This window comes from Paenarthrobacter sp. Y-19 (assembly GCF_029223985.1).
Taxonomy (GTDB): Bacteria; Actinomycetota; Actinomycetes; order Actinomycetales; family Micrococcaceae; genus Arthrobacter; species Arthrobacter nicotinovorans.
The window spans coordinates 3458344-3471143 of the sequence record NZ_CP119414.1; the positions used below are offsets into that span (position 1 = coordinate 3458344).

At 63.8% G+C, this 12800-nt stretch carries 12 protein-coding genes; 10 read left to right on the top strand and 2 right to left on the bottom strand.

Features of this window, described 5'->3' with window-relative positions:
• The first annotated feature begins 44 nt into the window (after positions 1-44).
• The 9 genes from gcl to PYR64_RS16175 all read left to right on the top strand — a co-directional run bounded on the left by gcl (position 45) and on the right by PYR64_RS16175 (position 9703).
• Positions 45-1820 (top strand): glyoxylate carboligase, encoded by a 1776-nt coding sequence (gcl, locus tag PYR64_RS16135; RefSeq protein WP_275776313.1) that lies wholly within the window; start codon positions 45-47, stop codon positions 1818-1820.
• A gap of 37 nt (positions 1821-1857) precedes the next feature.
• On the top strand, positions 1858-3024 hold the full coding sequence (locus tag PYR64_RS16140) for a glycerate kinase (protein ID WP_275776315.1): 1167 nt from the start codon (positions 1858-1860) through the stop codon (positions 3022-3024).
• Positions 3017-4366, top strand: coding sequence for an allantoinase AllB (allB, locus tag PYR64_RS16145; protein WP_018778733.1), 1350 nt, complete (start codon positions 3017-3019; stop codon positions 4364-4366). Before PYR64_RS16140 ends, allB begins: the two co-directional genes overlap by 8 nt.
• A gap of 11 nt (positions 4367-4377) precedes the next feature.
• The gene (locus PYR64_RS16150) at positions 4378-5115 is read left to right on the top strand and encodes a winged helix-turn-helix domain-containing protein (RefSeq protein ID WP_275776317.1); all 738 of its coding nucleotides are present in this window, start codon (positions 4378-4380) and stop codon (positions 5113-5115) included.
• An 81-nt stretch (positions 5116-5196) separates the two neighbouring features.
• On the top strand, positions 5197-5664 hold the full coding sequence (bcp, locus tag PYR64_RS16155) for a thioredoxin-dependent thiol peroxidase (RefSeq protein ID WP_018778731.1): 468 nt from the start codon (positions 5197-5199) through the stop codon (positions 5662-5664).
• A 178-nt stretch (positions 5665-5842) separates the two neighbouring features.
• Positions 5843-6961 carry a SpoIIE family protein phosphatase gene (locus PYR64_RS16160; protein WP_064722771.1) on the top strand — a complete coding sequence of 373 codons (1119 nt, stop codon included), beginning with the start codon at positions 5843-5845 and terminating at the stop codon, positions 6959-6961.
• 19 nt (positions 6962-6980) lie between these two features.
• Positions 6981-8969, top strand: coding sequence for a glycosyltransferase family 2 protein (locus tag PYR64_RS16165; protein WP_275776320.1), 1989 nt, complete (start codon positions 6981-6983; stop codon positions 8967-8969).
• Positions 8959-9291, top strand: a complete 333-nt coding sequence (locus PYR64_RS16170; RefSeq protein WP_018778728.1) for an STAS domain-containing protein — start codon at positions 8959-8961, stop codon at positions 9289-9291. The genes PYR64_RS16165 and PYR64_RS16170 overlap by 11 nt, the downstream gene beginning before the upstream one ends.
• Positions 9284-9703, top strand: a complete 420-nt coding sequence (locus tag PYR64_RS16175) for an ATP-binding protein (protein ID WP_275776322.1) — start codon at positions 9284-9286, stop codon at positions 9701-9703. The genes PYR64_RS16170 and PYR64_RS16175 overlap by 8 nt, the downstream gene beginning before the upstream one ends.
• A gap of 797 nt (positions 9704-10500) precedes the next feature.
• Here PYR64_RS16175 and PYR64_RS16180 read toward each other — a convergent pair.
• Both PYR64_RS16180 and PYR64_RS16185 read right to left on the bottom strand, forming a co-directional pair.
• On the bottom strand, positions 10501-11595 hold the full coding sequence (locus PYR64_RS16180) for an alanine--glyoxylate aminotransferase family protein (RefSeq protein ID WP_275776324.1): 1095 nt from the start codon (positions 11593-11595) through the stop codon (positions 10501-10503).
• 176 nt (positions 11596-11771) lie between these two features.
• Positions 11772-12167, bottom strand: a complete 396-nt coding sequence (locus PYR64_RS16185; protein ID WP_156369769.1) for a hypothetical protein — start codon at positions 12165-12167, stop codon at positions 11772-11774.
• Here PYR64_RS16185 and PYR64_RS16190 point away from each other — a divergent pair.
• Positions 12154-12549: a hypothetical protein gene (locus PYR64_RS16190; protein ID WP_055972591.1), complete on the top strand. Its 396-nt coding sequence runs from the start codon at positions 12154-12156 to the stop codon at positions 12547-12549. The genes PYR64_RS16185 and PYR64_RS16190 overlap by 14 nt on opposite strands.
• Positions 12550-12800 lie beyond the last annotated feature (251 nt).

Consider the following 12800-nt stretch of genomic DNA (forward strand, 5'->3'; position numbering starts at 1 on the left):
AACTCGCTTCAGCACACCCAAAAATAGACTTCAAGGAGTACACCATGGCTAAGATGCGCACCGTTGATGCGGCAGTCGCCATCCTGGAAAAGGAAGGCGCCACCGAGGCTTTCGGCCTGCCAGGCGCAGCGATCAACCCCTTCTATTCCGCAATGCGGGCCCACGGCGGCATCCGCCACACGCTGGCCCGCCACGTTGAAGGCGCCAGCCACATGGCAGACGGCTACAGCCGCGCAGCTGATGGCAACATCGGCATCTGCATCGGCACGTCGGGCCCCGCTGGCACGGACATGATCACCGGACTGTACGCAGCCCAGGCTGATTCCATCCCGATCCTCTGCATCACCGGCCAGGCACCCGTTGCCAAGCTGCACAAGGAAGACTTCCAGGCTGTGGACATCGAGTCCATCGCCAAGCCGTTGACCAAGTTCGCCATGACCATTCTGGAGCCGGGCCAGGTTCCCGGTGCGTTCCAGAAGGCTTTCCAGCTGATGCGCTCGGGCCGTCCGGGCCCGGTTCTGTTGGACCTGCCCATCGACGTTCAGATGGCCGATATCGAGTTCGATATCGATGCCTACGAGCCCCTGCCGGTGGAGAAGCCCAAGGCTTCCCGCAAGCAGCTCGAAAAGGCGCTGGACCTGCTGACCGCAGCCAAGCACCCGCTGATCGTTGCCGGTGGCGGCATCATCAACGCCGGCGCCTCGGCCCAGCTGGTTGAGCTGGCCGAGATCCTGAACGTTCCCGTGATCCCCACCCTGATGGGCTGGGGCGCCATCCCGGACGACCACCAGCTGATGGCCGGCATGGTTGGCCTGCAGACCTCGCACCGCTACGGCAACGAGACCTTCCTGCAGAGCGACTTCGTGATCGGCATCGGCAACCGTTGGGCCAACCGTCACACCGGCGGCCTGGACACCTACACGGCCGGCCGTAAGTTCGTGCACATCGACATCGAGCCGACGCAGATCGGTCGCGTTTTCTCGCCGGACTTGGGCATTGCGTCCGACGCCGGTGCGGCGCTGGATGGCCTGTTGGAGCTGGCACGCGAGCGTCAGGCAGCCAAGACCCTGCCGGACTACTCGGGTTGGGTTGCCGAGTGCCAGGAGCGCAAGGGTTCCCTGCACCGCAAGACCAACTTCGACAACGTGCCCATCAAGCCGCAGCGCGTGTACCAGGAGATGAACAAGGCCTTCGGCCGCGACACCACCTACGTGTCCACCATTGGCCTGTCGCAGATCGCCGGCGCGCAGATGCTGCACGTGTTCGGTGCCCGCAAGTGGATCAACGCCGGCCAGGCCGGCCCGCTGGGTTGGACCGCTCCGGCAGCTCTCGGTGTAGTGAGGGGTACCCCGGACGCCACCGTTGTTGCCCTGTCCGGTGACTACGACTTCCAGTTCATGATCGAGGAACTGGCCGTAGGCGCACAGTTCAACCTGCCGTACATCCACGTTGTGGTGAACAACAGCTACCTGGGCCTGATCCGTCAGAGCCAGCGCGGCTTCAACATGGAACAGAACGTTTCCCTGGCCTTCGAGAACATCAACTCCCCCGAGACGAACGGCTACGGCGTTGACCACATCAAGGTTGCCGAAGGTCTGGGCTGCAAGGCCATCCGCGTTGAGGATCCCAACGACCTGCCCGCCGCTTTCGACAAGGCCAAGGCACTCATGGGCGAGTTCAAGGTTCCCGTGGTTGTTGAAGTGATCCTGGAAAAGATCACCAACATCTCCATGGGCGTTGAGATCAACGGCGTGAACGAGTTCGAAGAGCTGGCAGAGACCGCGGCGGACGCACCCACCGCGATCCTGGCCAAAGCGTAAATCGCCAGCTAACACAACACAGTAAGGAGGCACCGGAATGCGTGTTGTCATCGCCCCGGACAAATTCAAGGGCTCGCTGTCCGCGCCCGACGTCGCCGAGCACCTGGCAACAGGCATGCTGGCAGGCTTCGGCCACGGCATTGAAGCAACACGCATTCCGGTGGCCGACGGCGGCGAAGGAACCATCGACGCCGCCATCGGCTCCGGCTTTACCCGCCGGACCACCACCGTCACCGGCCCGCTCGGCGAGCCCGTGAAGGCCGACTTCGCGGTGCGGGACCAGGAAGCTATCATCGAAATGGCGGCAGCTTCCGGTCTCGCCCTCCTCCCGGACGGCCCCACCTCGCAGACGGCCAAGCAAGCAACCAGCATCGGCACGGGCGAACTCATCCGGGCCGCACTGGACCTCGGCTGCCGCAAGATCATCCTGGGTGTGGGCGGCAGCGCCAACACCGATGCCGGCGCGGGCGTCCTGCAGGGCCTCGGCGCCGTGTTCCTGGACAAAGACGGCAACGAGCTCCCCGGCGGCGGTGCCGCTTTGGCACAGCTGAACAGCATCGACTTCTCCAACTTCGACGTCCGCGTCGAGGCAACGGAGTTCGTGTTGGCGTCCGACGTCGACAATCCCCTTCTGGGGGCCAGCGGAGCCCCGGCCATCTTCGGTCCGCAAAAAGGCGCGACGCCGGACGACGTCACCGAACTGGACGCCGCTGCAAGCCACTTCGTGGACGTCCTCGCAGCCACCACCGGGCACCATGCCAAGTACGCCGCCAAGGCAGAAGGCGCTGGAGCCGCAGGCGGCGTTGGCTACATTGCCATCGCGGCACTGAAGGCAGAGCGGCGGCCGGGTATCGACGTCGTGCTTGAATTCACTGAACTCGAGCGCAGGCTCAAGGGCGCCGACCTGGTGATCACCGGAGAAGGCAGCCTGGACGAGCAAAGCCTGCTCGGCAAGACGCCCATGGGTGTCTCGCGGGCGGCACAAAGGGCCGGGGTTCCCGTGATCGCAGTGTGCGGCCGGAGTACCCTGAGCCGGGAACAACTCACGGATGCCGGCTTCCACACGGTCCACGCACTGACCGATCTGGAAAAAGATGTCCAAAAATGTATCGCTGAAGCAGGTCCGTTGCTTGAACAATTAGGGAAGCACATAGGCGTGTACCTGGCGGAACGGACCGAAAACAAGGAGTACCTCAATGTCTGAAGCAATCGGCGCCTATGACCTCGTTATCCGGGGCCAGCGCATCCTGACCACCGCCGGTCTCGCAGCCCGCGAAGTTGGCATCCGCGACGGCGTCATCGTCGCCATCGAACCCCTGGGCAACGGCCTGACGGGCAACGAGGTCATCGAACTCGCAGACGACGAAACCCTCATCCCCGGCCTGGTGGACACCCACGTCCACGTCAACGAGCCAGGCCGCACCGAGTGGGAAGGCTTCGCCTCCGCCACCCGTGCCGCAGCAGCCGGTGGCGTGACCACCATCATCGACATGCCGCTGAACAGCATCCCGCCCACCACCACCGTGGACGGCCTGGAGCAGAAGCGCGTGGTCGCCAAGGACCAGGCGTTCGTGGACGTCGGATTCTGGGGCGGTGCCATCCCCGGCAACAAGGCCGACCTCCGCCCGCTGCACGACGAAGGCGTCTTCGGCTTCAAGTGTTTCCTCCTGCACTCCGGCGTGGACGAGTTCCCGCACCTGGACGCGGACGAGATGGAAGAGGACATGAAGGAACTCAAGTCCTTCGACTCCCTCATGATCGTCCACGCCGAGGACTCCCACGCGATCGACCGCGCCCCGCACCCGGGCGGCGACCACTACGAGACCTTCCTGGCTTCCCGTCCCCGCGGCGCCGAGAACAAGGCCATCGCCGAGGTCATCGAACGTGCCCGCTGGACCGGCGCCCGCGCCCACATCCTGCACCTCTCTTCCTCCGACGCGCTGCCGATGATCGCTTCGGCAAAGCGCGACGGCGTCAACCTCACCGTTGAGACCTGCCCGCACTACCTGACGCTCATGGCCGAAGAAATCCCCGACGGCGCCACGGCCTACAAGTGCTGCCCGCCCATCCGCGAGGCCTCCAACCGCGAGCTCCTCTGGAAGGGCCTGCAGGACGGCACCATCGACTGCATCGTCTCGGACCACTCCCCCTCCACACTGGACCTGAAGGACCTGGAAAACGGCGACTTCGCAGTGGCCTGGGGCGGCGTTTCCTCGCTTCAGCTTGGCCTGTCCCTGATCTGGACCGAAGCCCGCCACCGCGGCATCCCGCTGGAACAGGTGGTTTCCTGGATGGCTGAGAAGCCCGCCGCCCTGGCCCGCCTGCACAACAAGGGCCAGCTCGCCCTGGGCTACGACGCCGACTTCTCCATCTTTGCCCCGGACGAGGCCTTCGTTGTGGACGTCACCAAGCTCAAGCACAAGAACCCGATCACGCCGTACGACGGCCGTCCGCTGGCCGGCGTCGTCCGCAAGACGTACCTGCGCGGCACCCCGATCGACGGCCAGAACCCCGGCGGCAAGCTGCTCCGCCGCGGCAACGTTTAGGGTCCAGCGCCATGGCAGTCAATGCCTACGGGCCGCCCCCGTCGCGCGGTTCTTCCGCGCGGCGGCCCGGCTTGAACGCGCGCGGCCTGGCACTTTGGGTCAACCCGGCCGAGGGCGACGAGATCGATCCTGAGGTCTGGGAGCGGGCAGCACGACTTGTGCTGGCCCGCGCCATGAAACTTGCCCCGGAGGCGGAAGTCCGCATCTGGCCCGCCATCGGGGCACAGCACTCCGGCGTCGGCGACACTTCCTGGGGCGGCACTCCGCAGGAAGCCGCCGACGCCGGTACCACCCCTGGAGGAGCGAGCACACTTTCGCTCGCCGATGCCCTCGCCGAGGCCCGTTCCACGACAGGTTCCGACGGCGGCGACGGCGCCTCAGCGGGCGGCAGCACCGCCGTCGAGCCCGTAACGTTGGCGAGCCGCCGCAGCCAACTTGCGGTGGACCTCGCCGCTGAAGTAGTGCTGCTGGACGGCGAGCCCGTGGCCTTTACTGGCATGGAATACAAGCTGCTCCGCTACCTCGTGGTGAACTGCTCACGGGCCATCAGTCGTGAAGAATTGCAACGTTTCCTGGAGTCATTTGACCTTCCCGGCGCGGCATTTCGCTCGATCGACGTTTATGTTGGAAGGGTGCGGCGGAAACTAGGCTCCGCCCGACACACCGTCGCCACCGTCCGTGGTGGCGGCTACCAGTTCGTGCCAGGGCCCTATGCCACAGTGCGCGGACCTGCGGAATACAGCATCTAAGTTCGCTGTTCTGTCTTCTAGACAATCCGTTTTTTGAATGACCAATGCCGGCCGTTTGCCGGTGAAACGTAAAGGATCGCCATGACCCAGAAACTCCTCGTCGGAACGCAAGCACCTGACTTTGCGCTGCTCGACGCCGACGGCACCAAGGTCTCGCTGTCCGACTACCGCGGACGCAACGTCATTGTGTACTTCTACCCGAAGGCGGCCACCCCCGGCTGCACCACCGAGGCCTGCGACTTCCGCGACAACCTCGCCAGCCTGCAGGGCAACGGCTACGACGTCATCGGGATCTCCCCGGACGGCCCCGAGGCCCTCGCCAAGTTCACCGGCGAATTCGCACTGACCTTCCCGCTGCTCTCCGACGAAGACCACAAGGTTGCACTGGCCTACGGCGCCTGGGGCGAGAAGCTGGTGGACGGCGAAATCGTCGAAGGCCTGGTCCGCTCCACCGTTGTCCTCGACGGCGAAGGCACCGTGAAGCTCACCCAGTACCAGGTTTCTGCGCAGGGCCACGTCCAGGCGCTCAAGGAAGAGCTGGGCGTCTAACCCTCGCTCACATCCCGCGTTCTTCAACCCGACGCTCGCTCACATCCCGCGTGCTTGAGCGAAACCCTCGGGCAGATAACTGAACAAATCCTGTAACGCCCGCTCACCCATATGAGCGGGCGTTACATATGTCATGACTAAACGTGACAAATACCCAGCATCATTAGTTAATGGAGCCATGGTCTCAACCTCGCCCCCTCGCCATGCTGTCGTCGTCGAAGATGACGCCGACATCCGCGGCCTCCTCGTACTCGTCCTCGAGCAGCTCGACTTCGTGGTGACCGAGGCACCCGACGGTCTTTCCGGCGTCGAGGCCGTCCGCAGGACCAACGCCGAACTGGTGACGCTGGACATCAACCTCCCCGACATCGACGGCATGGAGGTTTGCCGCCGCCTCCGCGAATTCTCGGATGCCTACGTCCTGATGCTCACTGCCCGGGCCGACGAAATCGACCGCCTCAACGGCTTGGACACCGGTGCGGATGACTACATCAACAAGCCCTTCAGCCCCAAAGAACTCCAAGCCCGCATCCGCGCGCTGTTCCGTCGGGCCCGCACACCCGCTGCTCCCGCCGAAGACACGCGGCAAAGCGACGAACTCGAGCGCGCGGCAGTTGTGCAGCAAAGCCTCCTCCCGCGCGAAACAGTCCGACTGGACGGATACGACGTCGCCGGCGCCTTCCGTCCGACGCGCAGCGTTGGCGGGGACTTCTACGACTGGTACCAGACCCGCGACGGCATGCACCTGACCTTCGCCGACGCCATGGGCAAGGGAATGGGCGCCGCCCTGATCGCAGCCACCGTCCGTGCCGTGATGCGGTCCGTCGCTGACACGCCCGCCATTGATGACGCCTTCGGTTCCGCCAGCCTCACCATCGCCGCCGACCTCGACCAGTCAGGCTCGTTCGCCACGATGTTCCACGCCCGCCTGGACAGCGCGTCCGGAAAGCTCAGCTATATCGACGCCGGCCACGGACTCGCGCTGCACATTCCGGCTGAGGGGGCGGCACAGAGGCTCATCTCCGCCGGTCCGCCCGTCGGCATCCTGGACGGACAGCACTGGCCGGCTTCGGAACTGGACCTGGAGCCGGGAGATTCCCTGGTGATCGTCAGCGATGGTGTGCTGGACGCCCACGACTCCCTGGAGGACTTCCTGCGGAACGTCGAGAAAGCCGCGCGTACCGGGACTACCTCGGACGAAGTGTGCGCCGCCCTGCTGGAGCTCGCACCCGCGGCAACAGCCGAAGACGACGTGACCGCCGTCGTCGTCCGCCGCAGACCTGACGCTACGCACTAAAGCCGCAAAAGGGGGGAATGTGACACGATTCTGGACTCGGTTGATCGTTGTCCTGACAGTGATTCTGGGCGTCAACTATGTGGCGTGGCGCTGGATGGCGTCGCTCAACTGGGAGGCGTGGTGGATCGCCGTCCCGCTGGTGATTGCAGAGACGTACAGCCTGATTGACGTGATGTTGTTCGGCCTGACGGTCTGGAACATCAAGTTCCGCAAACCGCCGCCCCCGGCCCCGGACACGGCCACAGTGGACGTCTTCATCACCACTTACAACGAACCCCTGGACCTCGTGCTGACCACAGCCCTGGCCGCCAAGAAGATCACCTGGCCGCACAGCACCTGGATCCTCGACGACGGCGATCGCCCCGAGATGCGCCAACTCGCCGCATCGCACGGGATCGGCTACGTGACGCGCGGCGCGGAGTGGACGCCCGACATGCCGCGGCACGCCAAAGCCGGCAACCTGAACAACGCGCTCATGATCACCTCGGGCGAGTACCTGTTGATCCTCGACGCCGACCAGATCCCCGAGCCGGACATCCTGGACAAGACGCTGGGCTACTTCAACGACGACCGCGTGGCCCTGGTCCAGACCCCGCAGTACTTCATCAACGTCCCCGCCGACGATCCCCTGGGCAGCCAGGCACCGCTGTTCTACGGCCCCATCCAGCAGGGCAAGGACGGCTGGAACGCCGCGTTCTTCTGCGGCTCCAACGCGATCCTGCGCAGGGAAGCGCTCATGCAGCTTGGCCTGGTGGGCTACGTGAAGGCCACGGAGAAGAGCGTCCGCCGCGCCCTCGCAGCGTCCCGGACCGCCATCAAGAAGGCGCGTCGCTCTGCTGAGGCTGAGAACCCGCTGGTGGAGCAGATGCTGAACGAGGTTGAGGCCGCCACGGAATCCGCCCAGAAAGAACTCGAAGCCGGAGCATCCCTGAGCGAGATCACCTACCGGGTCCGCCGCAAAGTGGACGACGCCGTCCGAACCCTCGTGGCCGCCGACTTCTCCGCGCTCCAATCCGACCTCGAAGAAATCGCCGCGATGGAACTTGCCCACGTCGGTGAGTCGGGCGTCACCACCGTGGCGAGTGACGCCGTCGACCGTATGTCAGGGCGCGACTGGTCCCCTCTGGGCGCGCTCGAGTCCGTCCACGCCGTCCTGGACGCCATCTCGGTGGAACGCACCGACGAAGCCCAGCCGATCATGCCCCTGGCCACCATCTCGGTCACCGAGGACATGGCCACCGCAATGCGCCTGCATGGCCTGGGCTGGAAGAGCGTGTACCACCACGAAATCCTGGCCAACGGACTGGCGCCCGAGGACATCAAGACCATGCTGACCCAACGCCTCCGCTGGGCCCAAGGCACCATCCAGGTCCTGCTCCGCGAGAACCCCCTGGTGCAGCGTCGTCTGTCGTGGGGTCAACGGCTCATGTACTTCTCCACCATGTGGAGCTACCTGAGCGGCTTCGCGGCCGTTATCTACTTCGCCGCGCCCATCATCTACCTGACGCTGGGCATCCTTCCAGTCAGCAGCTTGAGCTACGACTTCTTCATCCGCTTCATCCCGTTCATGGTGGTCAACCAACTCCTGTTCCTGGTGGCCGGGCACGGGATTCCCACCTGGCGGGGCCAGCAATACAGCCTCGCGCTGTTCCCCACCTGGATCAAGGCTTGCACGACGGCGGCCCGCAACGTTTGGTTCGGCCGTCCCCTTGGGTTCGCGGTCACCCCCAAGGCGCGGCAGAGCGGAGGCCCGAGTTGGAGCCTCATCCGCCCGCAGATCATCGTGGCTGCGCTGCTGACTGTTGCGCTGATTGTCGGCCTAATCCGGTTGCTCGCCGGAATGTCAGAGCCTCTGGGGACACTGGTGAACGTGGCCTGGGTGGCGTTCGACCTCGTGGTCCTGAGCGTGCTGGTCAAGGCAGTTTTGTACAAGGGTTTTGTGCCTGAAAATGGGCCCGAGCATGGTGGGCCGGAACGCCCGGAGGAAAGGAAAGCAGATGCCGTTTAGCTATGAGGTCAAGGACTCCTACGCGGAGGTGAAGAGCGTGGGCCGGCTGAACATGGTGGCCGCGCCCAAGCTGCGTGAGGTAGTGAATGAGGTGGTGGCCGGCGGGTCCAGCCGCGTCGTGGTCAACCTGGCCGAAACGGACTTCATGGATTCCTCGGGCCTGGGGGCGCTCATTGGCTGCCTCAAAGCTGCACGCCAGGCCGGTGGTGACCTTCGGATCGCGGCCGTTCAACCGCAGGTCAAAATGGTCCTGGAACTGACCAACATGGATCGCGTCCTCACTGCCTACCCCACGGCCGAAGCCGCGTTCGGCGATGACTGACATACTCGCCCGGCGGGGATACCACGGGCCCTCCAACGAAGACGCCATCGAAGCCATCCACAACGAGCTCGACTCCCTGTGGGACGACGCCTCCTTTGTGCCCGACATGGACAGGATGACGTTCGCCACCGCCGTGATCGAAGCAGCGGCGAACATCGTCCAGCACGCCCTTCCCGTGGCTGAGAAGCCGGTGGAGATCGACGTCGACATCAGCGTCCGCCCGGCCCGACTCATTGCCCGGGTGAGTGCCTTTAATGCCCGGGAACCGTTCGCCGACGACATGCAGGCCTCGATGCCCGATGCGGAGGCAGAGTCCGGACGTGGGCTGGCGCTGATCGAAGCTTTGGTGACGACGGTTTCGTTCGAGCGCCAGGACGGCACGAACACCTGGATCCTGACCCGCAACACCTGACCCTTGCTCACATCCCAAGTGCTTCAACCGGTCGCTTGCTCACATCCCAAGCGCTTCAACCGGACGCTCCCTCACATCCCAAGTGCTTGGGCCGGTCGCTTGCTCACAACCCAAGTGCTTGAATCCAACGCTTACTCACAACCCAAGTGCTTGAATCCAACGCTTACTCACAACCCGGGCGCCTCAACCCAACGCTTACTCACAACCCAAGTGCTTAAACGCAACCCTCCGTCACAACCTCGGCTTTTGAGCCGCAACGCGTTTTCTTGACCCTTCGCCAAGCGCAACGCAGCGTGGAAGCGCTCGGAGGATCCGCCGTCGAGCGTTCCAGTGAACCGGGTGTCCAGGTAACCGCAGAACGGCCCGGAAGACGAGCAGACGTCGAGTTCAAACACGCGGGATGTGAGGAAGCGTCAGGACCAAACACGCGGGATGTGAGGAAGCGTCAGGACCAAACACGCGGGATGTGAGCAAGCGTCAGGACCAAACACGCGGGATGTGAGCAAGCGTCAGGACCAAACCCGAGGAACGTGAGCAAGCGTCAGGACCAAACCCGAGGAACGTGAGCAAGCGTCAGGACCAAACACGCGGGATGTGAGGAAGCGTCAGGACCAAACACGCGGGATGTGAGCAAGCGTCAGGACCAAACACGCGGGATGTGAGCAAGCGTCAGGACCAAACCCGAGGAACGTGAGCAAGCGTCAGGACCAAACCCGAGGAACGTGAGCAAGCGTCAGGACCAAACACGCGGGATGTGAGGAAGCGTCGAGTTCAAGCACGCGGGATGTGAGCGAGCGTCAGGCCTTGACGATCGCTTCCTTCAGCGCACCGAGCACCAGGGTCACCGAGGCACTGTTGGCGTTCGGGCCCATCATGCCGATGCGCCACACCGTATCCGCGAACTCCCCAACCCCCGAGCCGATCTCCATGCTGAAGTTCTCCAGGAGGTAGGCGCGGACGGCAGCCGAGTTGACGCCGTCGGGCACTTTGACCGTGGTGAGGCTCGGCAGTCGGGAGCCCTCGGCGGCAAACAGCTCGAGCCCCATTTCCTGCAACCCGTCCTGCAAAGCGGCGCCCGCCGCCCGGTGCCGCGCCTGCACAACGTCCAGGCCCTCCGCCAGGATGCGGTCCAGTGCGGCTTCGAGGCCTGCGATCATCGTGACCGGCGCAGTGTGGTGGTACGTCCGGGCTCCGCTCGCCGCGCCAACGTAACCGCCGAGCAGGCCAATGTCGAGGTACCAGGAGCGGGGGTCCTTGACACGGCGTTCGAAGGCGCGGTCGGACACCGTGAACGGCGAGAGGCCCGGCGGAACGCCGAGGCACTTCTGGGTTCCGGCGTATCCGACGTCGATCCCCCAGTCGTCTGCCAACAGCTCCAGTCCGCCGATGGACGTGACGGCGTCGGTGATGAGCAGGGCGTCGCCCTTGCCAGCACCGAGGGCAGCGATGTCGGAGAGCACACCCACGGAGGTCTCGGCGTGAACCGCGGCGATGACCTTGGGATTGGGGTGCGCTGAGAGAACGCGGTCGGCGTCCACAGGCTGGCCCCACTCGTGATCCACGCGAACAACCGTTGCCCCGCAGCGCCGGGCGACCTCGCACATGCGCACCCCGAATAGTCCGTTGACAGCGATGACTGCCACGTCGCCGTCGGACACTGTGTTCACGAAGGCTGCTTCCATCCCGCCTGAACCGGTGGCACTCAACGGAAGAGTACGCGCGTTGGAGGTGCCCCAGACGGTTCGGAGTCCCTCGCAAGTGTGGTCGAGGCGCTCGATGAACACAGGGTCGAGATGACCCAGTACGGGGTACGCCAACGCGGCCATGGCTTCGGGGTAGCAATTGCTCGGGCCGGGACCGAACAGGAACCTGGACGTCAGAATGTCTGGCATGGCGAACTCCTTCAGCTGGTTGAGGTCATTCTGCCCCAGCATGCTGGGCGGAGCGAACCGCTATGCCGAGGTTCAGGCTGATCAGGGTTTGGTTCAGCAATCGACTGGTCTGTTTGAGCGGTATGCACCATCGACATAATTCGCAGAATATCGAGGGTTTTACCGGTCGGATGGCATCATGGCCTTAGTTCGGGGAATGCCATACGCGAGCGGGACCAAGATGGGCGTAAGCCTGATTCCGTGCCGCATGCTGAAAGAATCGGGGATCTTTTGAAAAAACATAACGTGGGTCTGAAAGCTGTCTTTCTCCTTGCGGCGGCCATTGCAACTTCATCATGTTCAGCGCCCCCCGCCGCCGCTCCGGCTGCGCCCAGCTCGTCAAACCCGGCTGCTTCCAGCCCCAGCGCAACAAATTCTTCGTCCCCTTCCTCAGCAAGCTCTTCAAGCAGCGACCCAACACCATCCAAAACCTCCTCTTCGGCGCGAGCAACGCCTTCCAGCTCTTCCGGCGCTTCGGCTTCCTCCGGTGCAGTTTCCACGGAGAAGGCAGGTTCGAGTTTGTCACTGTCCAACTTCTTCGAGCCTGAAAGCAATTGGACGGAGAACCGATTCGATGTCGCGGATAAATCGGGAGTCAGCGGTATCGCCACTACCATCAGCGGCTACGGCGATGCCCAGATGCTTGAGCTCCGGCTGGCGAACAACTTCGACACTTTGTCTTTCAACGTCGGTCAAGCCAACGATTCCAAGTCTTCGGACAAAATACTCGTTGTCAGGGTTGTGGGTAACGGCAAGCAATTGGATGTCAGGAAAGTGCCGTTCAACACCATCCAGGAAATCTCAGTCCCGGCAAAGAATGTCAATGCGTTGAAGATCGAACTGTCACTGGATAAGACGCCAAATCAGGATTCAAAGTCCATCCTGGCTGTGGTTTCTGACGTCACCCTCGACTGACCTCATGAACATCCCCACCCCGCCTGAACGGTCGCCCGACAGCAGTAAGAAGAGCGGGCTTCCGCGCCCGAATTTGGCGACTTGGGCAGCGCTGGCAACTATTGGAGCCCTTGTGGTGGCAGTTGCGACGTTCGTATTGCAGTTTTTTGGGCCTTCATGGGGGCTCGGCGCAAATAACCTTTCGCCGCAAAGTTCAGCATCATCCAGCATTGTGGCGGAAAGCCGGGAATCTCCAGTACCAGGCCCAAGCG

Excerpts from the sequence above, each read along its gene's own strand:
- gcl (WP_275776313.1), top strand. The coding sequence starts at position 45 with ATGGCTAAGATGCGCACCGTTGATGCGGCAGTCGCCATCCTGGAAAAG.
- PYR64_RS16140 (WP_275776315.1), top strand. The coding sequence starts at position 1,858 with ATGCGTGTTGTCATCGCCCCGGACAAATTCAAGGGCTCGCTGTCCGCG.
- allB (WP_018778733.1), top strand. The coding sequence starts at position 3,017 with ATGTCTGAAGCAATCGGCGCCTATGACCTCGTTATCCGGGGCCAGCGC.
- PYR64_RS16150 (WP_275776317.1), top strand. The coding sequence starts at position 4,378 with ATGGCAGTCAATGCCTACGGGCCGCCCCCGTCGCGCGGTTCTTCCGCG.
- bcp (WP_018778731.1), top strand. The coding sequence starts at position 5,197 with ATGACCCAGAAACTCCTCGTCGGAACGCAAGCACCTGACTTTGCGCTG.
- PYR64_RS16160 (WP_064722771.1), top strand. The coding sequence starts at position 5,843 with ATGGTCTCAACCTCGCCCCCTCGCCATGCTGTCGTCGTCGAAGATGAC.
- PYR64_RS16170 (WP_018778728.1), top strand. The coding sequence starts at position 8,959 with ATGCCGTTTAGCTATGAGGTCAAGGACTCCTACGCGGAGGTGAAGAGC.
- PYR64_RS16175 (WP_275776322.1), top strand. The coding sequence starts at position 9,284 with ATGACTGACATACTCGCCCGGCGGGGATACCACGGGCCCTCCAACGAA.
- PYR64_RS16180 (WP_275776324.1), bottom strand. The coding sequence starts at position 11,595 with ATGCCAGACATTCTGACGTCCAGGTTCCTGTTCGGTCCCGGCCCGAGC.